General features: G+C 51.0%; 20 protein-coding genes. 10 read left to right on the top strand and 10 right to left on the bottom strand.

The genetic code is table 11. The features are described 5' to 3' along the window. Positions 1-48: 48 nt before the first annotated feature. On the bottom strand, positions 49-1,854 hold the full coding sequence (gene typA / locus RIC19_RS25285; protein ID WP_350181180.1) for a translational GTPase TypA: 1,806 nt from the start codon (positions 1,852-1,854) through the stop codon (positions 49-51). Between the two features lie 284 nt (positions 1,855-2,138). On the opposite strand from typA, the gene RIC19_RS25280 reads away from it, so the two are divergent. The 3 genes from RIC19_RS25280 (at position 2,139) to RIC19_RS25270 (ending at position 4,177) form a co-directional block, all read left to right on the top strand. Then, the gene (locus tag RIC19_RS25280) at positions 2,139-2,480 is read left to right on the top strand and encodes a hypothetical protein (protein WP_350181179.1); all 342 of its coding nucleotides are present in this window, start codon (positions 2,139-2,141) and stop codon (positions 2,478-2,480) included. A 78-nt stretch (positions 2,481-2,558) separates the two neighbouring features. Beyond that, complete coding sequence (locus RIC19_RS25275) at positions 2,559-2,915, top strand: hypothetical protein (protein WP_350181178.1); 357 nt, start codon at positions 2,559-2,561, stop codon at positions 2,913-2,915. 167 nt (positions 2,916-3,082) lie between these two features. Continuing rightward, positions 3,083-4,177 carry a vWA domain-containing protein gene (locus RIC19_RS25270; protein WP_350181177.1) on the top strand — a complete coding sequence of 365 codons (1,095 nt, stop codon included), beginning with the start codon at positions 3,083-3,085 and terminating at the stop codon, positions 4,175-4,177. Positions 4,178-4,320: 143 nt separating this feature from the next. Here the strand turns inward: RIC19_RS25270 and rlmB are convergent, their stop codons facing one another. The 5 genes from rlmB to RIC19_RS25245 all read right to left on the bottom strand — a co-directional run bounded on the left by rlmB (position 4,321) and on the right by RIC19_RS25245 (position 12,025). Next, positions 4,321-5,070, bottom strand: coding sequence for a 23S rRNA (guanosine(2251)-2'-O)-methyltransferase RlmB (gene rlmB, locus RIC19_RS25265; protein WP_350181176.1), 750 nt, complete (start codon positions 5,068-5,070; stop codon positions 4,321-4,323). A gap of 125 nt (positions 5,071-5,195) precedes the next feature. After that, a complete protein-coding gene (locus tag RIC19_RS25260) occupies positions 5,196-6,203 on the bottom strand; it encodes a sugar phosphate nucleotidyltransferase (RefSeq protein ID WP_350181175.1) in 1,008 nt (335 codons plus the stop codon). Between the two features lie 123 nt (positions 6,204-6,326). Further along, positions 6,327-9,359: an efflux RND transporter permease subunit gene (locus RIC19_RS25255; RefSeq protein WP_350181174.1), complete on the bottom strand. Its 3,033-nt coding sequence runs from the start codon at positions 9,357-9,359 to the stop codon at positions 6,327-6,329. 32 nt (positions 9,360-9,391) lie between these two features. Continuing rightward, positions 9,392-10,516, bottom strand: a complete 1,125-nt coding sequence (locus tag RIC19_RS25250) for an efflux RND transporter periplasmic adaptor subunit (protein ID WP_350181173.1) — start codon at positions 10,514-10,516, stop codon at positions 9,392-9,394. Positions 10,517-10,633: 117 nt separating this feature from the next. Next, positions 10,634-12,025, bottom strand: a complete 1,392-nt coding sequence (locus tag RIC19_RS25245) for a TolC family protein (RefSeq protein ID WP_350181172.1) — start codon at positions 12,023-12,025, stop codon at positions 10,634-10,636. A 212-nt stretch (positions 12,026-12,237) separates the two neighbouring features. Between RIC19_RS25245 and RIC19_RS25240 the strand changes: the two genes are divergently transcribed. Continuing rightward, entirely contained in the window at positions 12,238-12,681 is a 444-nt protein-coding gene (locus RIC19_RS25240) for an RrF2 family transcriptional regulator (RefSeq protein WP_350181171.1), read from the top strand. A 37-nt stretch (positions 12,682-12,718) separates the two neighbouring features. Next, positions 12,719-13,360, top strand: a complete 642-nt coding sequence (locus RIC19_RS25235) for a hypothetical protein (RefSeq protein WP_350181170.1) — start codon at positions 12,719-12,721, stop codon at positions 13,358-13,360. Between the two features lie 58 nt (positions 13,361-13,418). Here the strand turns inward: RIC19_RS25235 and RIC19_RS25230 are convergent, their stop codons facing one another. Further along, the gene (locus tag RIC19_RS25230; RefSeq protein WP_350181169.1) at positions 13,419-13,871 is read right to left on the bottom strand and encodes a MarR family winged helix-turn-helix transcriptional regulator; all 453 of its coding nucleotides are present in this window, start codon (positions 13,869-13,871) and stop codon (positions 13,419-13,421) included. A 136-nt stretch (positions 13,872-14,007) separates the two neighbouring features. On the opposite strand from RIC19_RS25230, the gene RIC19_RS25225 reads away from it, so the two are divergent. Beyond that, positions 14,008-15,576: a sodium:solute symporter family protein gene (locus tag RIC19_RS25225; protein ID WP_350181168.1), complete on the top strand. Its 1,569-nt coding sequence runs from the start codon at positions 14,008-14,010 to the stop codon at positions 15,574-15,576. A gap of 68 nt (positions 15,577-15,644) precedes the next feature. Here the strand turns inward: RIC19_RS25225 and RIC19_RS25220 are convergent, their stop codons facing one another. The 3 genes from RIC19_RS25220 to RIC19_RS25210 all read right to left on the bottom strand — a co-directional run bounded on the left by RIC19_RS25220 (position 15,645) and on the right by RIC19_RS25210 (position 21,061). After that, a complete protein-coding gene (locus tag RIC19_RS25220; protein ID WP_350181167.1) occupies positions 15,645-16,103 on the bottom strand; it encodes a hypothetical protein in 459 nt (152 codons plus the stop codon). A gap of 297 nt (positions 16,104-16,400) precedes the next feature. Further along, positions 16,401-19,949 (bottom strand): T9SS-dependent M36 family metallopeptidase, encoded by a 3,549-nt coding sequence (locus RIC19_RS25215; RefSeq protein WP_350181166.1) that lies wholly within the window; start codon positions 19,947-19,949, stop codon positions 16,401-16,403. Positions 19,950-20,176: 227 nt separating this feature from the next. Then, positions 20,177-21,061 (bottom strand): flavin reductase family protein, encoded by an 885-nt coding sequence (locus RIC19_RS25210; RefSeq protein WP_350181165.1) that lies wholly within the window; start codon positions 21,059-21,061, stop codon positions 20,177-20,179. Between the two features lie 143 nt (positions 21,062-21,204). On the opposite strand from RIC19_RS25210, the gene RIC19_RS25205 reads away from it, so the two are divergent. The 4 genes from RIC19_RS25205 (at position 21,205) to RIC19_RS25190 (ending at position 24,238) form a co-directional block, all read left to right on the top strand. Then, complete coding sequence (locus RIC19_RS25205) at positions 21,205-21,753, top strand: TlpA family protein disulfide reductase (protein WP_350181164.1); 549 nt, start codon at positions 21,205-21,207, stop codon at positions 21,751-21,753. An 84-nt stretch (positions 21,754-21,837) separates the two neighbouring features. Further along, positions 21,838-22,419: a nucleotide exchange factor GrpE gene (locus RIC19_RS25200; protein WP_350181163.1), complete on the top strand. Its 582-nt coding sequence runs from the start codon at positions 21,838-21,840 to the stop codon at positions 22,417-22,419. A 143-nt stretch (positions 22,420-22,562) separates the two neighbouring features. Continuing rightward, positions 22,563-23,729: a molecular chaperone DnaJ gene (gene dnaJ / locus RIC19_RS25195; protein WP_350181162.1), complete on the top strand. Its 1,167-nt coding sequence runs from the start codon at positions 22,563-22,565 to the stop codon at positions 23,727-23,729. 47 nt (positions 23,730-23,776) lie between these two features. Continuing rightward, positions 23,777-24,238, top strand: coding sequence for a gliding motility lipoprotein GldH (locus RIC19_RS25190; RefSeq protein ID WP_350181161.1), 462 nt, complete (start codon positions 23,777-23,779; stop codon positions 24,236-24,238). The last annotated feature ends 587 nt before the right edge of the window (positions 24,239-24,825 follow it).

The following is a 24,825-nucleotide window of genomic DNA, read 5'->3' as shown; positions in this document are numbered from 1 at the left end:
AGAACGGAATTGATTCCGATCTCCCATTTCTGCTTTACTAGTTTTTGGCTATGCCAGTGCTTTGTTCTTCGCACGCTTCCGCTCATGCTCCTTGAGCCGGGTTTTGCGCAAGCGGATAGATTCCGGTGTCACTTCTACGTATTCGTCTTCCTGAATGTATTCCAGGGCCTCTTCGAGAGTGAACACTTTTGGCGGGACCAGCTTCATTTTGTCATCTGCTCCGGAGGAGCGCATGTTCGTGAGCTTCTTGGTCTTCGTCAGGTTGACCACAAGGTCGCCCGGGCGGGTGTTTTCTCCAACGACCTGGCCTTCATAAATCTCATCACCCGCAGTGATGAAGAATTTGCCCCGGTCCTGTAGGTTGTTGATACTGTAAGGGATAGCCGTGCCGGTTTCCATGGAAATCAGAGAGCCGTTGGTGCGGCCCGGGATTTCACCTTTGTGAGGCTGGAATTCCAGAAAGCGGTGATTCATGATCGCTTCACCTGCGGTTGCGGTCAGCATTTGGCTCCGCAGCCCGATGATGCCCCGGGAGGGGATCTCGAAACGGAGCTGTACCCGGTCTCCTTTAGGCTCCATAGAGAGCATAATGCCTTTGCGGCGGGTCACCATATCGATAGCTGTACCCGATTGTACTTCCGGGAGGTCAATGGTCAGTTCTTCCACCGGCTCGTGAGCTACGTTGTCAATACGCTTAGTGATAACCTGAGGCTGACCGATTTGTAGCTCATAGCCTTCGCGGCGCATGGTTTCGATGAGGACAGCGAGGTGCAGTACCCCACGGCCGTACACCCGGAAGGTGTCGGCAGAGCCGGTCTCTTCTACCCGCATAGCCAAGTTGCGCTCCAGCTCGGAGGTAAGGCGGTCCTTGATGTGACGGGAAGTCACATATTTGCCTTCTTTACCAAAAAACGGAGAATCATTGATGGTGAAGACCATGCTCATGGTCGGTTCATCAATCGCAATCGTTGGAAGGCCCTCCGGGTTTTCGAAGTCGGCAATCGTATCACCAATTTCGAAACCTTCTATGCCAAAGATAGCGCAGATCTCACCTGCTTCCACATGGTCTACTTCTGCGCGCTCAAAACCACTGAACAAGTAGAGGTTTTTAATGCGGCTCTTTTGTATGCTACCGTCCTTCTTGACCACTGATACTGGCTGCCCGGATTTGAGGCTGCCCCGCTGCAGTCGCCCAACGGCAATACGGCCAATGTATTTGCTGAAGTCCAGTGAGGTGATCAACAGCTGTGGCGTACCTTCTGAAACAGTGGGTGGTGGGATGTGCTCCAGAATGGAATCAAGGAGGGGGGTGATGTTGTCCGTCTGCTCCCGCCAGTCGTGGCTCATCCATCCGAATTTGGCAGAGCCATAGACGGTGGGGAAGTCCAGCTGTTCTTCGGTAGCATTGAGGTTGAACATCAGGTCAAAAACTGCTTCCTGTGCCTCATCGGGCGTGCAGTTTTCTTTATCTACTTTGTTGACCACTACGATTGGCTTCAGGCCCAGTTCGATCGCTTTTTGAGTGACAAACCGTGTCTGTGGCATCGGCCCCTCAAAGGCATCAACCAGGAGGAGTACACCATCGGCCATATTGAGCACGCGCTCCACCTCACCCCCAAAGTCGCTGTGACCAGGGGTGTCAATGATGTTGATCTTGGTGCCTTTGTAAGTGATGGACACGTTCTTAGACAAAATAGTGATGCCGCGCTCCCGCTCCAGGTCATTGCTGTCCATGATGAGCTCGCCCGGTGTCTCGTGGTCAGCAAAAAGGTGACCTGCGACGATCATTTTGTCTACCAGGGTAGTCTTACCGTGGTCAACGTGTGCAATAATGGCGATATTTCTAATATCCATGTTATTCAAGTTAAAGTACTGCCAATTGTAGTGTTCTGGCAAAGAAGGCGCAAAGGTAGGCTTATTTTTCTGCAAACGCTACAACCTGACGTTAATTTGGAATTAATTATTTGCAGCTCTTGATTAAGGTAAGAAGAGGGCTGTTAAGAAAGCGTTAAGGCAAGTCTTAATGTTTTTGGGAGAGGCAACTAGTCCATAGCTAAAGGGGTTATTATAGTGGGTTCGCAAAACATCATCCCGAATAACCCATAAAAGTTCGGGTGAAGTAGTATAAAATTCATTGGGTGAAGACCTTACGCAACATCATTTCCCTATTGTCGCTAGCCGCAGTTGCCAGCAGCCCGATCAGCGGAGTACTCGCTCCGACTCATACCGGCGGATGTTGCGTGATCAAGTACTTCAGTGGTTCCTTTGGCTTAGACACTCATTCGGATACCCTGCAGTGGGAGCCGGTTTTGCCGGATGACGGCCCGGGAAACGGTAGCTTACCGGAAAACCTGATCTTTTCTGCCGAAGCACTGCCCCATCAGGTAGCGTGGCTCAAGCCCGTATCTCCAAACCCGTACAGCTTACCTTTATATATTGTCAATCAGTCTTTACTTTTTTACGATCAGGTGTTGATTTGATCTTTTGAAGGGTCAATTTGGTGCACCGCACCTATTCATCATCAAATCTGCAGCAGTGCTGCAAAAAAAGTTCGGACTATGGCAACCTATTCCAAGCGTCAGGATAATTATACATTAAGAAGTTGGTTCAAAGAAATTCAGTTCTACGAGCAGGAAATCCGTAACTGTGAGTGGAGCCTCGAAGAGGTGCTACTGAAAACAGAAAGCACGGAAGACCGTGCACGGGTGGAACACTTCCAGAATCAATTCCTCCTGCAGCGCCTCAATCTGCAGCGGCTCTACAAGCAGTTGCGCGAAGCCGTTGAAGTCTCCAGACAAAACCTCGAAACCGCTTTCCTGGAGGTGCGGAATTTCCGGCAGTACTTCAAAGGCTTACTCAAAGAGTTTGACCAGTTCCTGCATAAGTACTTTGCTATCCCTGAGCTCAAGTTATAACCAGGAAGGTGGCCCGCCGGGCCACCTTTTTTTAGCTAGCTCAAGATTTAAAAAAACTTTAAGATTATATATCGAATAAATCAGGCGTAAAGCTAGTTAGGGTAACTGACTGTGCTGCATTCGTGCAGCGCTATTCCTGAAACTGTACCTAATTAACCGACTAGCTTATGAAAAACTTGAAAATTGCTGCCCTGTTGAGCCTCGCCGCTGTGTTGGCATTCGCCAGCTGCAAGAAAGAGGAAAATGACACGCCTACGTCCAACGTGGATGAAATCCCGGAGCCAGGTTGTATTGGCGTTACCTCCGATGATGCGATTGTACTGCGTTTTGACTACACCTATTATCAGGGGGAAGAACCGCAGGTTGAAATCGTACGGACGCGCACTGATGAACGGGTACAATATGATACCACCGTGTTTTTCCCAACCGTCGAGGACAACAAGGTCGTGATCCGTATCCCCAATATCCGCCTAAGTGATAACGACTTCAACTATACCGCGCAGTGCGTAACGATTGAAGAACGGGATGATACCCGCCCCGCCAACGACCGGTGGTTCGAGCAAACGGAGTTTAAAAACCAGGAAGAATTTGCTCAGACCCGTATGGCTACGCAGCTGGTGGTGGATGTCAGTAGCTCCCTGGGTGAGGACCGCGATAAGGTGAAGCAATATGCCCTGAACTTTGCAGAACAGATCTTGACCAGCAACGGGGGCTCCGGCTACATCGGACTGACCCTGTTTGCTGATACCGTCATTACGTATCCGTTTACTACTCAGCTCAGCGATGTGGCTACAGCCATCAACAACTTCCCTTACCCTGACCTGAATGCACAGACCTTTACCCGCCTGAGCGATGGTATCCTTAGTGGCCTGAATGCACTTGGAGAGGCCGACCTCGATGTGGATGACAAAGTGCTGGTGGCCTTTACGGATGGCAATGATAATGGCTCCAATAACCCAACCGGCAACCGGCAGCAGATTCAGGCTTCGGACTTCCCCCGATATATGATTGGCCTGAAGGGGAAAGGCCTGGAGTACAACACCAACTACCTCAAAAGCCTGGCGAGCAGCGAAAATTTCTTTGTGGAAGCAGAAGACGCCAACGAACTGCAGGAGCGCTTTAACGATATCAATGAGCTCATCGCGAATATCTATACGGTGATCTACAACCGCTCCACTCAAACTTTTAATCCGGACATTGACGAGCCGATCAGCCTGCGGGCGATCTTCTACGCACTGCCTTACGAGATTGATCAGAATTAATTGAGGCCTTGCCCTTCTGGTTTACAGACCGGTTAGTAAAGTCCAAATCTAAAAAAGCGCAGACCTGTCAGGTGAGTAACCGGCAGGTCTGCTTGCTTTTAACCCCTCCGTTGGGCAGGCTCTAAAGTACTATCAAGTCTTTTCTACTGCCCCCGCTGCCGCATCGCCTCGTACAGCATCATACCTCCTGCAACAGAAACATTGAGGGAATCCGTCTGCCCGCTCTGAGGGATAATAAACGTTTGGTTGGCTTTTCGGGCCACTGCCGGGCTAATGCCCTCGCCTTCCGCGCCCAGAATAAAGGCGACCGGCGCAGTGAGGTCCAAGTCGTAAATGGGGTGTGTGGCCTGTAAGTCGCTCGCCAAAACCTGAATGCCAGATTGCTGCAAGTACTCGATGACTGTGATCAGGCTCTTTTCCCGGCAAACGGGAATCGTATTGAGTGCACCTGCACTCGTTTTCATCGCTTCGGGGTTGATCTGCGCGCTGTTTTTCTGCGTGATCACCAGGGCGTGCGCACCGCAGACCTCAGCCGTGCGGGCAATCGCCCCAAAGTTGCGCACATCGGTCACGCCGTCGAGCAAGACGAAGAGCGGGGTCTCTGAGCGCTCAAAGACGATAGGCAGGATATCTTCAATTTTCTGGTAGCGGATTAGAGCCTGCAGGGCCACGACACCCTGATGATTGCCGTTTGTATACCGCTTGAGCCGTTCTTTGGGAATGACAAGCATAGGGACTTCGGCGGCCTTACAAAGGTGGCGCAACTCCTTTTCCATTTCTCCCCGTATGCCCTTTTGTAGCAGGACTTTTTCGAGGGGAACGCCGTTATTGAGGGCATCGACAACAGGGTGCCGGCCATAGAGGATATTGAGGTCTTGTTGTGGTTTGGCCATATTGGAAAAATGAACTTTTGAGTTTAAGCACTAGTGCGGCTAGTCCGAATTGGTTGGGCGTATTTCACCCTTCGAAGCCTTGGGTTTGCTGAATGTTTACGTTTAGGCACTTCCGAAACAATCCACTAGCTTCTTGGCAAGCTAAAGTCAATCTCTGTATTGTCCCCGATGTTCAGGCTTTGGCGTAAGCCGGTAATAGCGGTATCGTTGCCCACTACCGAGCGCTGCAGGATGACCTCCTTGATATGCGCATAGTTGCCGATGATGCTGTCTTTGATAATCGTATGGCTGATGCGGGCATTATTGCCAATAGTGACATGAGGGCCGATGATGGAGTTGGAAATTTTGCAGTTTTGCCCTATGCTCACCGGGTGAATGATGATAGAATTGTCAAATGGCGGCAGATCTGTGGAAGCATAACCGGAACGGTCGAGAAAAGCCGCATTGGTGTCCAGCAAGACCTCCTTTTTGCCGCAATCAAACCAGTTGTCCACGACTTGGGTAGAGAAGTGTACGCCCTGCTCGATCATCCGCATAAAGGCATCCGTAAGCGGAAACTCCCCATTGGAGCGGATATTATGGTTGATGTTGAATTCCAGCGCATCAATGAGCTGCTCGGCTTCTTTGATTTTATAGAAGCCCACCATTGCCATATCAGACTTCGGGATTTTAGGCTTCTCTACCACCCGTTTGACCCGGCCGTTTTGCCCGTACTCAACGACACCAAACTTCCGGGGATCATCTACTTTCTTTACACAGAGGCAGGAATGAGGGCACTTTATGACCTTCTCGAAATCGACATCGAGGATGACATCTCCAAAAAACACCACCAATTCCTTATCCGCCCGGATCATGTCCCGGGCAGTCCAGATCGCATGCCCGGAGCCCAGGCGTACTTCCTGCGTTATGTACTCTCGGTTGATATCAGGATAGGCCTTATCAACGTAGTTTTTGATTTTTTCACCAAGGTAACCGATAACAAAAATGAAGTCCCGTATCCCCTGTTCTATCAACTGATCGATGATAAAGGAAATAATCGGTTTTCCAGCTACAGGTATAAGCGGCTTGGGTTGAGTATACGTTAGCGGGCGCAGGCGGGTACCTGCCCCAGCTACGGGAATAACTGCTTTCATGCGCCAAAGATAGCGATAATAAGCTTTCTTTGCGCTGGAATAAATGAGTAGCTTGCCTCTAAGTACCGGATATATAGAGCCCACCATTTGTCGTAGCCTAATGAAATACACGCAACGGCGCGGTTACGCCCGGGTAATCAAAACGTATAATACGGGAACCAGTAGCAAGACAAAGCCCGTTGAGGTCAGTAACCCGCCAATGATGGTCCAGCCCATCGGCGCCCAGAGAGAACCACCGGTCAGAGTCAGTGGCAGCAGGCCCAGAATGGTCGTAAGCGTAGTCATTACAATGGGGATGAACCGCACCTCCCCGGCTTGCCTTGCCGCTTCTGCTACGGAGCCTCCTTCACGCCGTACCTCATTGGCAAAGTCGACCAGCACAATAGAGTTGTTGATGGCTATCCCAATCAGGCTGGTCAGTCCGATGAAGGCGGTAAAGGAGAAATTGATGCCGGTAGCCAGCAACGCGAGGATAGACCCAATCATCGCTAAAGGCAATGCGGAGAAGATGATCAGCGGCTGTACAAAGGAACGGAATTGTATGATGAGGACGCCCAAAATGAGGAGTGTAGCCATAAGGGAGGCGGTGCCCATGCCTCCAAATGATTCGTTCCGGCTTTGCAGGTCGCCTTTATAAACGTAGCTGTACCCATCTTCCCACTCTATTTCCTGTAATTGGGCATCAATACCAGCAATAACTTCATCCAGAGTGTACTCCTTGCCGAGGTCTGCCAGGATTGTTGCCGTTCGTCTGCTGTCTAAATGGGTGATACGGCTTGGCGCTTCGGCAAATTCCAGGCTGGCCAATTGCCGCAGCGGTACAAATGCTCCGCTCAGGCTCTGCACACTGATGTCTTCAAAGTCGTCTACGCGAAACTGATCCTGGAAGTCATACCGCAGGACCATAGCGTAGTCTTCGCCTTCGGCATCCCTGAAGGTTCCCACGTTCGAGCCATTGACAAAACTACGGACGGTATTGTCGATGGTAAAAACAGGCACCCCGAGCATCATGGCTTTATCACGGTTGATGTCAAAATGAAGATCTGTACTATTGCTCCGGATAGGGTTGTCGACATTGATTGCACCGGGCGTGCTTCGGACAATCTGCTCTACGCGTTGTGCATATTCCTGCAATTGTTCCAGGTTGTTGCCATTGATTTTTATTGCTACGGGTGCTTCCGTAGGTGGCCCCTGCACAAACTCCCGCACGTCAATCCGGGCGGTGGGGTGATTGGCAAAAGCCGTTCGGAGTTCGTCAATCAGAGCATAAAAGGACTTTATGTTGTAAGACTTAAGCACTACGTAAACCTCTCCAAAGTCATTGGAAAAGCTAGTGGGTGCCACATTGTAGTAAATCCGGGGATTGCCATGCCCAATATTGGATACGTAGTAGGCTACTTCGGGAATGGTGTCTAGCACTGCTTCCACATCACGGACTGCGCGGTCGGTAGCCTCCAGGTTGCTGCCATTAGGGAGTTGTACCGTAATTCGGAACTGTGGCTTTTCTGCTTTGGGGAAGAAGGCAACGCCTACGAGGGGGAAGAGGGCGGCGGCAACAATCAGGGCGGTGAAAGAAAGCCCGATGACTGCCCATTTATGGCGCATAGCCCAGTCCAGCGTTTGCCGGTAGGGCGTTTCCACTATCCAGGTCAGCTGACGGAACATCCAGGTGGGCTTATGGTTGGCCTGGCTCCTGGCTTTTAGGAAACGGCTGGCCAGAAATGGCGTGAGGGTAACGGCAATGAGGAAGGAGCCTGCCAGGGTCGCAATCACCGTTACCGGCAAAGCTTTGATGAAGGCCCCGGTGGTCTCTGGCATCATCACAATTGGCACGAATGCGAGGATCGTAGTCAGGGTAGCACTACCAATAGGTGCGAGCAGTTGTTGTGTACCTTTGATAGCTGCATCCGTCTGGGAAAGCCCCTGATTGAGGAGGCGCTCTATATTTTCAACAATAGCAATGGAGTTGTCTACCAAAAGGCCCAGCGCTACCACCAACCCGGCGATAGACATTTGCTGCAAAGCAAAACCAGACAAGTCGGCAACCCATAGCCCGATGAGAATGGAAAAGGGGATGGCGACCATCACCAGAGCCGAAGAACGAAAGCCCAGTACCAAAAAGATAATAATGCCCACCAGGAGCACTCCCTGCAATAGATTGCGCAGGAAACTAGATACCCGCTGTGTGACGCCTTCTGACTGATCAAAGACATAAGCCAGTTCAACGCCCGGACTCAGGGTTAGTGCCGCTAGTTGTTCTTTTGCCGGCCTCGCCACATCGTAAATATTGACCCCTGATTTTTGCTGCATATTGACATACAAACAGGGCGTTCCGTTGTAGCGGGCGGTCCAGCGCTCATCCTCATAATCCATGAATACACGGGCCACATCCTTTAGGTAGACCACGCTGCCCCGGTATACGCCTACAATCGTGTTGCGGATTTGCTCCAACGCTTCGTAAGCACCAGAGGTTTTTACGTTGAACAGCTTTTGAGAAACGTTTACCGCACCACCGGGTATACTGGCATTGCTGCTCTGTATCGCATGCTCCACATCCTCGAGGCTGACGCCCATGGCTTTCATTACCGTGGGCTGCAGCGCAATACGGACCTCCTGTTCGGGATAGGCTTCAATCTTTACTTTTCTGACGCCAGGTATGGACTCCATCGTTGCTTTTACCTGTTCTGCATCGGCATTGAGTTGGGCGTAGGTGGCGGTGGCGGAATAGAGCGCAACTTGCATGATATTGACCGTATTGGTAGAAAACTGCAGGACATCAAGTTGGTAAAGCCCTTCCGGAAGCTCGTCCCGGGATTGGTTGACCTGCCGCTGCACCTCGTCAAATTTCTCATCAGCGTCTACACCGAAGTTGAATTCCACTTCAACAGAAGCTACGCCGTCCCGGATAGTGGTTTGGATCTCCTTGAGGTCGTCGAGTTCGTTGATGGTTTCTTCCAGTATATCTACCACTTGCCGTTCCATATCGGTGGGGCTGGCGCCGGGGAATACGGCAAGAACGAGCATCTTCGGAATGTCCAGCGCAGGGTCTTCCCGCCGGGGCATATCGAGGAAGGACGTGAGGCCCATGACCAACAGAAAAACAAAAGTAGTCAGTGTAAACTGGTAGTTCTTTATAGAAAACTTCGGGATATTCATCACGGAGAATTGATATTGGGAAAATGCTGTTTTTACTTTACGGAAACCGGAGTTCCATCTTGCAGGAAGCTGAGCCCGTTGATGATTACCCGGTCGGTACTGTCCAGGCCGGATTTTAGGAGCAACTGAGTGCCCTGCAAGCGATAAATATCAACGGTCCTGCGGTTGGCCTTACCATTGGCGGCGGTGAAGACTACGCCCTGATCCCCGTTGGCTACCTTCAGGGCATCCACCGGGATAGCAAGCAACGGGCGTGCCTGACGGGACTGAATGGTGACGCTGCCAATGAAACCGGAGCGCAAGCGGGCACCTTCGGCCTCTACCTGCACTTCTACCTCAAAAGTACCGGTGTACGGGTCAGCCATGCCGGCGAGTTCGCGCACCGTCCCCTGGAAAGCCCGTTCAGGGTAGGCGTCAAAGGTGATGGTGGCGGGGTCGCCTAGGTTCAGGTGCACGATATCCTTATCGGTAGCGCTCACCCGGATGACGAAGGCTTTCTCGCGGGAGCCAAACAGGAGGACTGGCATGCCGGGGCCTACCATTTCGTTGGGCTCTGCCAGCTTTTTGAGGATAGTGCCTGCTGCAGGGGCAAAGATTTTGGCGTGCCTGAGGTTGTAATCAGCTACTTCCTGCTGCTGTTCCTGAATACCTTGGGCACGTTCCGCTAGTTTGAGCTGATTGCGGGCATTGTCCAATTGTACTTCTGCATTTTCCAACTGCTCTAGCGTCGCTACGCTATCAGCATACAAGCCTTGGGTATTGCGGTAGTCGCGCGCTGCCAGCCGCAGGGCAAGGTTGGCATTCTCAACCGTAATCTCCCCCTGGGCTTTGCCCAGCTTCGCCTGCTGGGCCCGGGCATTGATTTCGTCCAGTTCGATTTCTGCCAACAGTTGCCCGGCTTGAACCTGCTGCCCTTCACGCACATAGACCTTGCGTATGACACCGCCGGTTTTAAAGCTCAGCCGGGCTTCCTCTGCCAGTGCAAGTTGCCCGGATGCTTTGATGGTCTCCCGGTATTGCAGTGGGACAACGGCCACTGTTTTTACCACTCTTGGCGCTGTGGTGTTGTCGTCCGTAGTAGCGGGTGAGGTACTACAGCTTTGCAATGCCAACAGGCCTGAGAATAATGCGAAAAATGGAAGGCAATATCGGTTCATGATCCTACGCTTTTTACAAATTTTTTAGGGTTGAGGGCTTCTAATCGAGGGGCTCTGCAGGTTCGGAGCAACAGAAGCTTCAGGCTTTCCTGAAGGGCTCTTCCTCAACGTTTAGGATTAAAACGATCCAATAGGATACGTAGCGGTGGCTTGTTCCAGGTTGGCGTGCCGGACCTGGTATTGCAATTGAGCAATAGATTGCTGCAGGGCGGCGGTAGTCATCTGATTGCGGGATTGCTGAAATTCCAGCAAATTGGCCTGTCCCTGTTCGTATTTTTTACGGATGAGCCGGAAGCCCTGCTCTGCTGCAGCATAGGCTGCTTTAGACTGCTCGATTTGCTCCTTTGCAGCTTCCAGTTCATAGTAGGCTTGTAAGACTTGTAGTTGTACCTGTTGTTTGGCAGCGGCTCGTTGTTGTTCCATTTGGAGCTGGCCGATTCTGGCTTTTTGGGTGCGGGTATTGTTTTTGGCATCAAAAATGGGTACGTTCATTACAACGGAACCAAGAAAAAACCGTGCGTTATCATCGATTTCATACCGGGTACCCTGTATACCGTAGTCGGCTTGTAAGTTGACAGTCGGGAGGCGGTTGCCTTTAGCTATTGCTAGTTCCTGACTCCGGACGGCTTCATAGCAGGACAGTTGATCAAATTCTTCTCGTTGTCGAAGGGCCTGAGCCTGAGCGTCCTGTAAGGTGAATGCAGGGCCTGGTAGCAGTGCGCTTGTGGTGGGCGCTTCGATGGCTGCATCAAGCGGGCGGTTGAGGAGGGTGTTGAAAAGGGCCCGGGCGACTTTTTCTTGTTTGCGGGCTTCGGTAAGCTGCTGCGCTACCGCGCTAAGCTCAGCTTGTGCCCGGTATACGGCATCGCGGGTGACTTTATGGTGGGTTTCCAGGCTTTGGGTGGTGCGCAGGTTTTCTTCGAGAAGCGCCCGGGCATTCTGTACAATCTGTGCCCCTTTCCGGGCTTGCAGGTAAGAATAGTACGCCACTTTGACTTCTTTGACCAGCGTGCGCTTGTAGGCTTCTACCGATAACTGCCCGGCAGCCAAGATGTTTTCCTGAATGCGCTGATTGTGGACGATCGCCTGATTGAATACAGGCATCTGCAGCCGTACAACGGTTTCCTGTTCCGTAGGCCGGAGAAAGTTCTCTTCCACATTGTTTATGGCAGGGTAATCGGAGAGGGTAGGGTAGTCCGGAGCGGCAGCCTCGGCAACATCATTGAGTGCATTGAGGTTGGCGTAAATCGGGTTGACAAGGTCGCCCACCGGAATGATGAAGGATCTACCGCCCGCAGCGACTGAATATCGGGCGTTGACAGAAAGCGTGGGTAAGAATTGTTGGCGGGCGATTTTCAGGTCTGCCTCGGATTGCTCCAGGGAAAGCTCCTGCTGCCGGACCCCGATGTTTTGCTCCAGAGCCTTTTTGAGGTATGCATCAAGAGGGGTTTGTGCCTGGCCAGGCGTAATGCTGAAAAGTAGTAGGAAAAGAATAATGCTGAGTTTCATGGTTTGTAATAATCTTGTGTGGGCAAGTAAGGTATTGATTTTTGTTGCAACGTACGATCAAAAAAGACGAATGGCAGGGTTGTAGCAATGAATGGCTGGAAATGAGAAATGAACGCCCTCTGACGAACAAAACCAATGGTGGATTGTGATACCTATCACAGGGAATCAATTTTTAATTCTACTATCTTGGGGGACAAGAACGACTTTTATCTATGTTATCGAAGAAATCAAAATACGCTATTAACGCCTTGTTGTATGTCTCCCGGCACCGCAACGAGGAACGGCCGGTCCTGGCATCGGAAATAGCGGAAGGTGAAAACATCCCACATAAATTCTTAGAAGCGATTCTCCTGGACCTCAAAAACGCAGGTTTTCTCCGCAGTAAGCGGGGCCGGAAGGGCGGCTACTTCCTGAAAGTGCCCCCGGAAGACATCAGCCTGGCGCGGGTGATGCGCTTATTTGACGGGCCTATTGCGATGCTGCCCTGTGTTTCGCTCAACTACTACGAGCGCTGTGAGGAGTGTAAAGATGAGAAGACCTGTGGTATCCGGGCGGTCTTTCTGACCATTCGCGATCAGACCCTGAAAACGTTGGAGGACAATAGTATGGCCGCCATCATGGAAAGGGAGGAAGCACTGCGAAAAGAACAGTCTTAAAAACCATTTTCCCTACCTTTGCCTCAAAATCAGAAACATGAAGAATATTCTCGCTACTGCACTATTTGGCGCTTTTATGCTGCTTGCTCCTGCTGTAAATGCCCAGAAAGCTTTACTGGATGATATACTATTGGATGTACTTGCCGACGATGCGTGTTACTGCATTTCAAAAAAGGATATAGATAACATGTCTGTAGATGATCTGCAGATGCAGTTGAGTATATGTCTTATGGAGGCCGTAGGTGACAATCAGGCTGCCTTTGAGAAACAATACGGTGAGCTCAATCCCAGTGATCAGTCTGCAATGACCAAACTGGGGGAGCAAATCGGCATGAAAATGGCATTCAAGTGCCCCAATGTGATTATGAAACTGGCGGGTCAGCAGCCACCTCAAAGCATGAACGCTGCACCTACTGCAAAATCAGCAGGGGCAGTATCCGGGACCTTTGAAGGGGTGTCTGGTGATGATATTGCAACGATCACCATCAAAGAAGCCAACGGCCGGTCTCAAAAGTTACTTTGGATGGGCTACTTCAAGGGCAGTGATCAACTCATCGAAAACCCAGGCAGCCTAAAAGGCAAAAAAGTAATGGTGGAATATGAGACCATTGAAGTGTATTCCCCTCAGGCAAAGGAATACTTCGACCGCAAGAAAGTCACTGGTCTGAGTACGCAGTAAGGCAAGCGCCTGTTTGAGTAAAAGCCGTTTGGGAATGCGTTTCCAAACGGCTTTTTAATTAATCAGTCCGCAATTTGTCGAGGAGATGGCTCAGTTGGGCCGCTTCTTCTTCTGTCAGTTCGGCGCAGATGCGGTCCATTTCCTGATTGAGCACATCAAGGCGCTTCAGCAACTCATACCCTTCATCGCTAAGCGAAACATCTACCAGCCGTTTATCATGGGCACACTCCTGGCGTATCACGAGGTTCTTTTGCGCAAGGCGGTGTACCATACGTGAAGTATCTGCCATTTTGTCGAGCAGCCGCTCACGGATCACCGAAGTGCTGATAGGCTCACCGGCACCCCGCAGCACCCGGAGCACATTGTATTGCTGCATGGTAATGCCGTGGGGTTTGATCTTTGACCGCAGTTGGTCAACCATCCAATTGTGGGTATAGATAAGGTTGACCATCGCCCGATGGCGGTCGTTTCTAAAGGGTTTGGTCTGGTTGATTGCTTCTTCTATTTTCATACTCGCCCGGTCTTGATACTGAAGTTTGAACAACGAAGTTAAGGGATAGGTTGCGTATTCTTCTTATTTTGGGGGGAATAATCGGGATAGAGGCTACAGGAGCCCTTATCGCAGAGGCAAAAACGAAGACCAGGTTATGAACACCTTAGACTACATTATCGTGGCAGTTTATGCCTTGGCCTTTCTGGGGCTGGGCTATTTTTTCAAGGATCAGAAAGACGGGAAAGACTATTTCCTGGGCGGCAAGAGCTTCGGGTGGCTGCCGTTGGGGCTGTCGATTATGGCTACGCAGCTGTCAGCCATCAGTTTTATCTCGGCACCGGCTTTTGTAGGCTTACGCGAGGGTGGCGGGCTGGAGTGGCTCAGCTTTGAGTTTGGCGTACCTGTGGCGATGCTGTTCCTAATGGCTGTGCTTATTCCACCCCTCTACAACGCGGGTATCGTTAGCATTTACGAGTATCTGGAGCGCCGGTTTAGTGCGTCCACCCGCCTGTTGCTGAGTGCTGTTTTTCTGATCAGCCGGGCTTTTGCAACCGGGGTGATGGTCTATGCGGTTTCTATCATTTTGGAAAGCGTTCTGGAGGTCTCCTTCTTTACCACTTTGGGCATCATCGGGGTGATTACCCTCATCTACTCCCTTCAGGGCGGCATGAAAGCAGTTGTCTACGGTGATATGATTCAGATGATCATCCTGTTTCTGGGCATTCTGCTGTGCATGGGCTTTGCCCTGGCAGAAATCGGGGGCTGGGAAGCTTTTACCGCGCAGCTGGACCGTGACCGCCTCGACGCGGTAGATTTTTCTGGCTGGGGCTTTCAGAAAGGGGAGGAGTTTGGCTTTTGGCCCATGCTGCTCGGTGGCTTCTTCCTGTACGTTTCTTACTACGGAACCGATCAGTCGCAGGCGCAGCGCACCTTGTCCGCCCGTGATATGGGCGTGGTGCGGAAGACGTTACTGTTCAACGGGCTCATCCGTTTCCCGGTTACCCTGACGTACTGCATTATGGGGTTGATTATTGGTACGCTGGTCGCCACTACCCCTGCTTTTCAGGCCGCGGTGCCCGCCGATAAGCCGGATATGATGATTCCGGTGTTTATCCGGGACTACCTGCCGCATGGAGTGATTGGGCTGCTCATTGTGGCCATTTTGTCAGCTGCCATGTCTTCGCTTAGCTCCGCTATTAATTCCCTTTCGGCTGTGACAGTGGAGGACTTTATTGCTCGTGGCAAGACGCTGGAAGATGCCGACTATATGCGTTATTCCCGCTACACTGCTTTTGCCTGGGGGGTGGTGTGTATTGTACTGGCTGCATACGCTGGTGAAATTGCGGATACGGTTATTGAGGCCATCAATAAAATCGGCTCTGTGTTTTACGGTCCCATTTTAGCGACCTTCCTTTTAGCCATTATGACCCGCCGTACGCATGCACTGGGTGCCAATATCGGCCTGGCTACCGGTGTATTGGTGAATGTCTACCTCTGGCTCTACGTCCCGGGAATATTCTGGTTTTGGTGGAATGCCATTGGTGCCTTCATTACCCTGACTGTTGGCTATGGCACAAGCCGTTTGCTGCCCGGTCGGGCAAAGGAGGTCGTGATTGATTTCAAGGTGGACTGGAGCCGCCTGCTGGGCTGGGAAGCTGCATTGCTGACGGGCTTTCTGGTGCTGATTATTGGCATCAGTATGAGCCTTAAATATATGTTTTAAGCATTAGGCGGGTCTTTATTTCATCAGTCGCTACGCTCGTGTCCCAGAACCGCCTAATTTCAATCCAATTATACCGTCCCCCGGTTGCGGGTACGCCAAACAGAAAGAATCAGTCGAAGGGGCAGCAGCACCGAGCTAATAATACTCATTACGCCAAAGAGCAACAGTTCACTCCGTATATAGGTGAGCAGGTTCTGCTGTTCGGTATAGGCGAGTTTACCAATGATGGCTTCAGGCCCTTCTTCATCCAGAAAAGTCTGAAAGTAGTTGAGGTTTTGTACCAGATAGAAGACCAGTGGGATGCACAGAAATACCACCACAACTTTCAGGTTTTGGCGTCTGGCCAGAAAGGTATGTTTAAGCAGGAATATATAGCGCGTCAGGGTGATGGCCACCACCACATAAACAATATTTACGAAAGTGAAGGGGTAGCCGGGTACGGACGTAAGAATAGGCAGCATCACCGCTGAGGTGACGAGAACGGTAAAAATCCAGAAGTAGAGTTCGAGTTGTACTTTTTGTGTCATGTGCGTTGTCGTTCGGGAATGAAACGCAAAAGTACACTTTGAGTTGAGAGTTAGATATGGATGGAGGAGAAAATGCGGAGGGGTTTCACGCAAAGACCGCAGAGGGGTTTCACGCAAAGACCGCGGAGGAGGGTACGCGGAGTATGCAAAGGTTAGTGTGGTATTGGTACTTAGCGAGCTCCGCGTGAACCTCTGCGTACGCTGTGTGAACCCCTAAGACAGTGTTTGTAAAACAAAATAGCCCCGGCGCAAAATTCATACGCCAGGGCTAAACTTCATTGATCCTTCAAGTGCATCCTATCGGATAACGACCTTTTGAGTGGTCATCTTACCGCCCGCCTGCACTTTTACGAAGTACATACCGGCAGGCAACTGGGCAACATTAACGGGAACGAGCTGATAAAAACCGCCCATTTCCACTTGCTGCTCCTGCATGACGCGGCCGTCCATCGCAACGAGGGTGATCAGTGCTTCTTCTGCACCCGTCACATCAATGGCTACATTCAGCAAGTCATTGGCAGGGTTAGGGAAGACTTTCACGGCGCCCTCTGGCAAGGCTTCTTCCACGTTGCTTGATAGCGCGGATTCCACAATAGTGCCTTCTTCAGGGGCAATAGTACATGCCATGTCACCTTCGTTTGACATGACGCAGGCCTCCCCGTTGTAGTTGATCATGTCCATGATCTCCACATTGTCCACAAACCAGCCGGGGTTCGTGCCAGCAGTAGGCGCGCCACCTTCATTAGAACCAAAGCGGAAGCGGAAGTTGATGTCCTGTCCGGCGTAGTCGCTGAGGTCGATGTAGGTGTCGATCCAGCCATTAGATTCACCGGAGAAAGCTTCCAGGAATGGAATAACCAGCGTCTGATAATCCAGTGTGGAATTGTAGCCGTTGCGGATTAGGCGTTCTGGGATACGCAGCCAGGTGAAGCCACCGTCGGTAGAGATTTCAACCACGCCACCGTCGAAACCAATAACGGTATTGAACTTGTGGTAGAAGCGGAGAACCGGGTTTTCACCGGTCACTGTAACCGGCTCCTGCAGGAAAATCACCTGGTCGTTCACAAACTCCGTGTTTTCGATGAACCAACTTTTCTCTCCCTCGTAGGTATCAAGCTCAGAAATTTCCCAAACGTTGAAGCCTTCAGGGTCGAGGTTCAGGAAGAACCAGTTTTCATCGTCGTTCTCCATGCCGTCGAAGTACTGCGTGGTGGAGAAAATTTCCTCGTCAGAAGACAACTTGTAAGTGATCGTTATGACTTCACCGTTTGACATATCGCCTACTTCGAGCGTAACAGCACTGCCAGTAGCCGTGGCATCAGCACCTTGCGCAGAACCGGGGATGAAGGATAAGCCGCTCGGAATTTCATCTTCCACCATTACGCCAGTAACGGTTTCGCCTTTATGGTTGGTCAGCACGAGGGTCACTTCAATTTCTTCGCCGGCTTCAATAAGTGGAGTGGCTGACTTGGTGATCTTCAGCTCCCGGATACATGTAGGTAGGGGCTCGAAGTCTTCTACGTTATCGTTACGGTTATTCGAGCTTTCCTGTGTCATGAAGTAGCCCATACCCCGGCGGGCGAAGACTTCCCAGATCAGGCACTCGTGAATGCCATCGTAGTTGAGTATATCGGCTGCGAAGATCGCATCACGCCCATCCTCAAAGCCCGGGCTGCACGCCTGAAGCTTCATACCGTCCATGACGAGTTGGATGGCCATGTTATTTCCACCGGTGCCGTTCATGGGATCAGGGTCCCAGCCGTATTCTTCCACGAAAGCCCAGTAGAGGTCCCAGGTGACCATTGCCCAAACTTCACCAAGTGGGTGAGGGGCTGTAGTGCCTTTGACATCGTCGTAGGTTTGGTTGTTCACGGAAAAGTCGGTGGAGTAGCGCTGCCGGCGGATACCGGAGCCGTCGGGTTCCTGTTTCAGGGCGAAGGTGCCGATTCCTCTGGGCATATCGCCGGTTTCGCCAGGCTGTACAGAAGAGATAAGGGCGAAGTAATCGCTCCAGCCCTCACCCATTTGCTCGTCGTTGCCCAGACAGCCAGCTGCGGAAGGGCCACCGGTGAGGCGATTGGAAATGCCGTGGCCGTACTCGTGAGCCACGATACCATTGTCCAGGTCGCCATCTACGAGTTCAGGGCCGCTGTCGTCAGGTATCTGGAAAGTCACACTCAGACCCTGCCCGGCAAATTCGCGGATAGTTTGACAGTCTGAATTGCCAAGGGAAACAACAGGTATAGTCACCTGTACGCCTACCGCACCACCTCCCATATTTGCAGTTGCCTCTTCAAAATTGCAGATGATGACGCCGATCGCTCCGGCCGTCTGTGCATTCAATGACTTAAGGCCAAATTCGCAACCGCCCCGGTCAATGATAGCGATCTTGCCTTCCATAGCCTCCACATTTTCCAGCGGGTTACAGGCAAGGCTGCCCTCTGCTGTGCCGTCATCAGCGACTACTACATCGCCGGTCACCGGGTCTTCCGTGATCGGAGCACCGAACGATGCCGCCGCCACTTCATAGGAACCCGCTACCGGCTGTGGGCTATTGACACTAAAGATACTGCCTCCGCCCTGCCAGAGGTACATCTGCATGGTGCCATTGCCTCCATCTGGTGGAGTGGCAAAATTGGCATTGTTGGTGCCACCACCGTCCTGAGCGTGCGCATTGACATAATCGCCGCCTTGTCCACCCCGGCCGTAGTTGTTTTGTTGGAAATTGCCTGCCTGCTCATCAAAACCGTAGGCGTAGACAATATCGTGGATCATGTTGTTGGTGTAGAAAAGCTGCGACACGGCCGCTTCCCGGTAGGTTTCGGGTTCCGCCTCCAGGTCGATTGGGAAATCGAAAATCAGATTTTCCCCACCATCCGGCTCATCGCCTTGCGGTTGATTGGAGTTGTCAAGGTCGAGGTAAGCGTGGACGTTGTTGCCGCGGGTGATGGTATATTCCGGGCCAGGCTCACCGTTGGTGTCATGCCAGCCATAGGGAGAAGCCAGGGTGTCAGCAGGGTTTTCCACCAGCACACGTGGCCCGTGGATGGGGCTCTCAGCGGGTAGCGCGAATACATTGTACACGGCATTGTCACTTTGCACCATGTTTTGCTGCTCCAGCGCCTGACGAATAGGCAAGCCTGGCTTGTCAGCCGCTTGCGTGTGCTCGCAGTTGTGGCTGTGGGCATGCGTGCCATTGGGCGCATCAAAATTACAGCTTACATTCCAGTTGATGCGGTCCAGTTCCTCACCCGTGATGGCATCCATGCGGAGGCTCCAGTAGTCATGGGTAGTAGGCATATCGATAGCCAGGTCCCAGGCGAGGCGGGCGCTTCCGTCCTCTATCATTTGATAGACCAGCTCCACTTTGATATCCGAATCGGAAATGCTGCCGCCGGAGAAGGTGTAGACATGGCCATCCTGCGCAATTGGGTGCTCCCGTCCGTCCATGATCAGCCCGAGGTCGGTCGCTGCAGCCTCAATCGCCTGATAGGCGGTAAGGCTGGGAGCCGTGGTATTGACTTTTTCTGCCAAATTGGGCGTGAAACGGTTGGTGGAGAATACCACTTTGCCTTCCTGTACGTGCACGCCGTTGATGGCGTTGTAGACTTCAATGCCCTCGTGGCGCTGATTGAAGTAAAAGTGGGTGGTGCCGTTGTGGCGGCTGTATACCTGATCGCGGAGTACGACGTCTTTGGTGTCTCCATCGGACAGGCCCCAGGCTTCGCGTTCCTGCTCCAGATGGCGAAGTGCGATGTCCAGGGGTGTTTGCTGTTGTGCCCAGCCGGTAGCAGCTATCAATAGCGCTGCCAGTACGGCACTAAACCGGGTAAAAGTCCTCTTCATACTTTGCAAATGTTATGATTGATAGAATTAGAGTGTGTTGAATTTGGCAGTGGGGCAAGGTCAGTTAAGAAAGGCTAAATTAAGCAAATTATGATTCGGGAAAAGAGACTGGGCAGGAAGTTTATATGTACTGGGCGACATTTGTGAATACTAAGATTCGGGTTTCAAACTCCATTGAAGCCTGAAACCCGAACGAGTAGTGGATTTTGCCCGGTATGCAGGAAAAGTCAAAGCTGTTCGCTCAGCCAGGCAATAGATGCCGCCCGTCCTTTTTCCTCTTTGGCCAGTTCTTTTTGGGCCAGCAGGTGTAGGGAACGTTTGGGGTGGTCAGTGGTCAGGGCTTCCTGTACAGCGGGCTCCTGCTTTACCGCGTCTATGGCTTCCTGAGCGGGCGCTTCGGGGAGGGAAGCCAACATGCCCAGGTTGTTACCGGTAAGGACACGGCTGTTGCGTATCCCTTCGGGCAGTGCATCAAAGCCGATGCCCGGCACATTGAAAGGCTGGAAAATCTTGTGGATAGATTCTCCGCTGGCACGTACATAAAAAGCCCGTCCCATACGGCCCATCAGGTCGATTTTGTGGGGGTTGATCTTACCGTCTTCATCCAGTACACTTTCCTGAATGTGCATTCTGACGACTTCACATATAATAAGGTGTCCGGCACCGCCTTCTTCACCGAGCGGGATAATCTCTTTGACCTTGCATTCCATTTGGGCAGGGGATTCCTCCACGCGCATCGGCTTTACGAGGTCGGATGGTACCGGGGTCAGGCCGGCTTTCTTGAACTCGCTCACTTCACTGGGGTAGTCGACGCTGGTAAGGGCCATTTGCCGCACGATGTTGTAGTTCACCACGTTGATGACAACTTCCCGGGTCTGCATAATGTTGTGCAAGGTATCTTTGGTGGTGTTGTCGGAGACGCGGCGGTTGGAAGAAAAGACCAGTATGGGCGGGTTGGAGCTGAAGCAATTGAAAAAGCTGTAAGGAGCCAGATTGTGGTTGCCATGTTCATCCACGGTGCTGGCAAAGGCAATAGGGCGGGGGGCAATGGCGCCCAGTAAGTACTGATGTAAATCTTTAGTAGATGTTGATTTTGGATCGATAACCTTCATAGATGGTTCAGCTTGCGGTTTGGTTAGAAACTTGCTCAGGTTCGGAAGACGACCTGTAAATAAAGCCCAAAGTACAGAAAACGCTTGTTTTTTATAATATGTTATGGACGATATCGTCTGGTCATAAAATTCTCATCTAAAAAATGCCAAAAATAACCTTCGGAAAGGTACTGAATGTACTCATCATCGGGGTGGTGCTACTGATCATCGGCCGCTACTTTTACATGAAGCCCCGGTTTATCAATGGGGAACGGGTGCCTGCCATTGAGGCCGAGCTGAAAAACGGAGCTACTTTTAACCTGTCTGACCTCAGAGGGCAATACGTGCTGCTGGACTTTTGGGGGAGCTGGTGCGGTCCCTGCCGGGCTGAAAACCCTGAGTTGGTTAAGCTGAATGCATCCTTTGCACAGGCTGCTTTCGAGAGCGCAGAGGGCTTTGCAATTGTAAGTATTGGTGTGGAAGAAAACCGGGACCGCTGGGAGCGGGCTATTGCGCAAGACGGGCTGAACTGGCCCTATCACATTATGGACAAAGCGACGAGCCTGCGGTTTTTTGATGGAAAAATTGCCAACGACTTCGGCATCAAACAAGTCCCGACCAAGTACCTGCTCAACCCAGAGGGCCAGATTATCGCTGTTGATCCAACCGTTGAACAGGTCCGGGACCGCCTGGAAGCACAGCTGGCAGACTGACATATTGTCGCAGATATGTAGCTGGCAAAATAATTGCGGGCATTTACCAGAGGTTATACCTTTGCAAACGCAAAAATTCAAACCATGAGTGAACATAAAGAGCATCAAGAAGAAGTACAGGACCAGGATGCTGCCGCTGCACAGGAAGCAACACGGGAGGAGGCAGCAGCCGGGGAATCCCATACTCAGGAAGCGGAAGGCGACCTGAGCCTGGACGATCAGTTAAGTGCTAAAGACAAGCAATTGGAAGAACTTAAAGACAAGCATCTGCGCCTTATGGCGGAGTTTGAAAACTTCAAGCGGCGCTCGGTACGGGAGAAAATGGACATGATGAAGAACGCTGCAAAAGACACAATGACAGCCCTCCTGCCAGTTCTGGACGATTTTGACAGAGCCCGGAAGGCTGCCGATGATAATGATAAAGGCGATTTGTTCGCAGAAGGCATGGGGCTGGTCTATAAGAAACTGTACAGCACTTTAGAACAAAAAGGGCTGAAGCCTATGGAGACCAACGGAGAAGCTTTCGACCCGGAATTGCACGAAGCTGTGACGGAAATACCCGCTTCCTCTGAGGAGCAGAAAGGTAAAATCATTGATACCGTTGAAAAAGGATACTGGCTCAATGACAAGATCATCCGTCACGCGAAAGTGGTCGTTGGAAAATAAACCGTCCTGATGGATTTCGTGGAAAATGAGCGAAGCGGAGGCAATACCACTAAAAAAGCAGTATTTCTTTTCGGGCTTATTTGCATAGTTCACGGAATGGGTCAGCGTACCAAAAACGAAAAGCGTCAGGCTAACAAGACATTATGGCAAAAAGAGATTATTACGAGATACTAGGGATCAATAAAGATGCAGACGATGGCGCTATCAAGAAGGCTTATCGCAAACTGGCACTGAAGTACCACCCTGACCGCAACCCGGATGACAAAGAGGCGGAAGAGCGGTTCAAGGAAGCAGCTGAAGCGTATGAAGTATTGAGCGATGCCCAGAAACGGGCGCGTTATGATCGCTACGGGCATGCCGGAGTTAGTGGTAATGGCGGTGGCGGCGGCTTTAGCGGCGGTGGTATGACCATGGAAGACATTTTCCAGCAGTTTGGTGATATCTTCGGTGATGGCGGTAGCCCCTTTGATTCCTTCTTCGGCGGAGGCGCCGGCAGAGGTCGCAGCCGGGGGGCCGGACAACGGGGCAGCAACTTACGGATAAAGGTAGCGCTGACGATGGAAGAAATTGCCAGCGGGGTGACCAAAAAAATCAAGGTCAAGAAGCAAGTGAATTGTACCTCCTGCAATGGCAGTGGTGCCAAGGACAGCAGTAGCGTGAAAACCTGTACAACTTGTCGTGGTGCAGGCTACGTTCGCCAAGTGAAAAATACGTTTCTGGGGCAAATGCAGACGACTGTCACCTGCCCTACCTGCAGTGGCTCAGGCCAACAAGTAACGGCAAAGTGTACCACTTGTGCCGGAGATGGCCGTATGCAGGGAGAGGAAACGATGGAGATTGAAATCCCCGCCGGTGTGGAAGAAGGGATGCAATTGTCTTTGCGCGGTAAGGGCAACGCTGGTGCAAAAGGTGGCCCTGCCGGAGACTTGCTCATTAATATAGAGGAAAAGCCGCACGATCACTTGCAGCGCGACGGCATGAACCTGGTCCATGAGCTCTACCTTAATTTTGCGGATGCGGCCTTAGGGACCTCCGTGGAAGTGCCTACCATAGATGGTTGGGTGAAGATCAAGGTGCCGGCTGGAACGCAGTCGGGGAAAATCTTCCGGCTTAAGGGGAAAGGATTGCCAAGCGTTCAATCTTATGGGAAAGGAGATCAGCTGATCCATGTGAATGTCTGGACGCCTAAAAAGCTTGCTGACGAAGACCGGGAAATCCTTGAAAAGATTCGGCAGATGCCCAACTTCAATCCTCAGCCCGGCAAGTCTGACAAAGGCTTTTTTGAGAAAATGAAAGATTACTTCAAATAGAACACCACCTTATGCCCTTTGCCCGTTTGATTGGTCACTATAGTAGGATGAGCCTCTTACTTGGCAGCCTCTTCGCCCTTTCTTCCTGTGGCCCTGATATGATCTATGACGCCACCCGGGAAATACCGGATACCGGTTGGGCTTATGATGATCCGCTGGCCTTCTCCTTTGAGGTTCAGGATACAAACAAAGTGTATAATCTTTGGCTTGAAGTAGAGCATGCGGCAGATTATAAAACCCAAAACCTCTACACTAAAATACTTACAGCGTTTCCGGATGGGCACCGCATGGAAGAGACCGTGTCGCTCGAACTGGCCAACAAAGCAGGGGTATGGTACGGAAAATGTGATGGCAAAGACTGTGTGCTACGAGTACCTCTTCAATCGGATACCTACTTCAATCAGCTTGGATCCTATGAGTTGGGCATTGAGCAGTTCATGAGGCAAGACTCGATTAGGGGAGTTCGTGCACTACGCTTTATGGTGGAAGATACAGGAAGGGCAAGGTAGACTACGTGGGTAAAAAAAATTCTGTTAAAAAAACAGGAGATAAATTTTTGATTTTGTCTTCTCGCTGCTACTTTTGCATTTAAGACTAACTGAAAAGTAAATAAGTCATTTACTTTCTTTTTCTAGAAAAAAACAGTAGTTTAGCAACTGCATTATACCGGAAAGCAACAACATGGTAAATAAAGCCTATTCTAATTATCATTTAGAACCAGCTTTTACAAAAGCCAATCTCCGGTTTTCCGTATTTCTTTTCATGAGATTATAGCGTAACAAAATGGGCAACACTCAACCACTCAATGGTCTGGTGCTTGCCATTAATGCATTTTGCGTTATCGTAGAAACCTTATAGAAGAATTCTGGCGAAAGAGCCACTTTTCCTGACGACCTAAATCATACTTTCATTCCTTTTTTTAGGGAATAAAAGTTGAGATATTTTATTAACGACCTTTTTTTAACCTAATTTTTTTCTAAACAAATCGTGATCTTATGGAAAAAACGAAATTTACATTCGTTTCTCCATCTCAGCTACTGAGCACACTGGCGTTCGCGCTGTTGACTTTCCTGGGCCTACCACAGGCTTTTGCACA

The organism is Phaeodactylibacter sp. (assembly GCF_040219495.1).
GTDB lineage: Bacteria > Bacteroidota > Bacteroidia > Chitinophagales > Saprospiraceae > Phaeodactylibacter.
Note: the sequence above shows the minus strand (reverse complement) of the source record. Positions and strands in the feature narration are given on the sequence as shown.

Excerpts from the sequence above, each read along its gene's own strand:
- RIC19_RS25275 (WP_350181178.1), top strand. The coding sequence starts at position 2,559 with ATGGCAACCTATTCCAAGCGTCAGGATAATTATACATTAAGAAGTTGG.
- RIC19_RS25230 (WP_350181169.1), bottom strand. The coding sequence starts at position 13,871 with ATGAAAATAGAAGAAGCAATCAACCAGACCAAACCCTTTAGAAACGAC.
- rlmB (WP_350181176.1), bottom strand. The coding sequence starts at position 5,070 with ATGGCCAAACCACAACAAGACCTCAATATCCTCTATGGCCGGCACCCT.
- RIC19_RS25235 (WP_350181170.1), top strand. The coding sequence starts at position 12,719 with ATGAAGAATATTCTCGCTACTGCACTATTTGGCGCTTTTATGCTGCTT.
- typA (WP_350181180.1), bottom strand. The coding sequence starts at position 1,854 with ATGGATATTAGAAATATCGCCATTATTGCACACGTTGACCACGGTAAG.
- RIC19_RS25250 (WP_350181173.1), bottom strand. The coding sequence starts at position 10,516 with ATGAACCGATATTGCCTTCCATTTTTCGCATTATTCTCAGGCCTGTTG.
- RIC19_RS25190 (WP_350181161.1), top strand. The coding sequence starts at position 23,777 with ATGAGCCTCTTACTTGGCAGCCTCTTCGCCCTTTCTTCCTGTGGCCCT.
- RIC19_RS25225 (WP_350181168.1), top strand. The coding sequence starts at position 14,008 with ATGAACACCTTAGACTACATTATCGTGGCAGTTTATGCCTTGGCCTTT.
- RIC19_RS25220 (WP_350181167.1), bottom strand. The coding sequence starts at position 16,103 with ATGACACAAAAAGTACAACTCGAACTCTACTTCTGGATTTTTACCGTT.
- RIC19_RS25200 (WP_350181163.1), top strand. The coding sequence starts at position 21,838 with ATGAGTGAACATAAAGAGCATCAAGAAGAAGTACAGGACCAGGATGCT.
- RIC19_RS25210 (WP_350181165.1), bottom strand. The coding sequence starts at position 21,061 with ATGAAGGTTATCGATCCAAAATCAACATCTACTAAAGATTTACATCAG.
- RIC19_RS25260 (WP_350181175.1), bottom strand. The coding sequence starts at position 6,203 with ATGAAAGCAGTTATTCCCGTAGCTGGGGCAGGTACCCGCCTGCGCCCG.
- RIC19_RS25205 (WP_350181164.1), top strand. The coding sequence starts at position 21,205 with ATGCCAAAAATAACCTTCGGAAAGGTACTGAATGTACTCATCATCGGG.
- RIC19_RS25270 (WP_350181177.1), top strand. The coding sequence starts at position 3,083 with ATGAAAAACTTGAAAATTGCTGCCCTGTTGAGCCTCGCCGCTGTGTTG.
- RIC19_RS25240 (WP_350181171.1), top strand. The coding sequence starts at position 12,238 with ATGTTATCGAAGAAATCAAAATACGCTATTAACGCCTTGTTGTATGTC.
- RIC19_RS25255 (WP_350181174.1), bottom strand. The coding sequence starts at position 9,359 with ATGAATATCCCGAAGTTTTCTATAAAGAACTACCAGTTTACACTGACT.
- RIC19_RS25245 (WP_350181172.1), bottom strand. The coding sequence starts at position 12,025 with ATGAAACTCAGCATTATTCTTTTCCTACTACTTTTCAGCATTACGCCT.
- dnaJ (WP_350181162.1), top strand. The coding sequence starts at position 22,563 with ATGGCAAAAAGAGATTATTACGAGATACTAGGGATCAATAAAGATGCA.
- RIC19_RS25215 (WP_350181166.1), bottom strand. The coding sequence starts at position 19,949 with ATGAAGAGGACTTTTACCCGGTTTAGTGCCGTACTGGCAGCGCTATTG.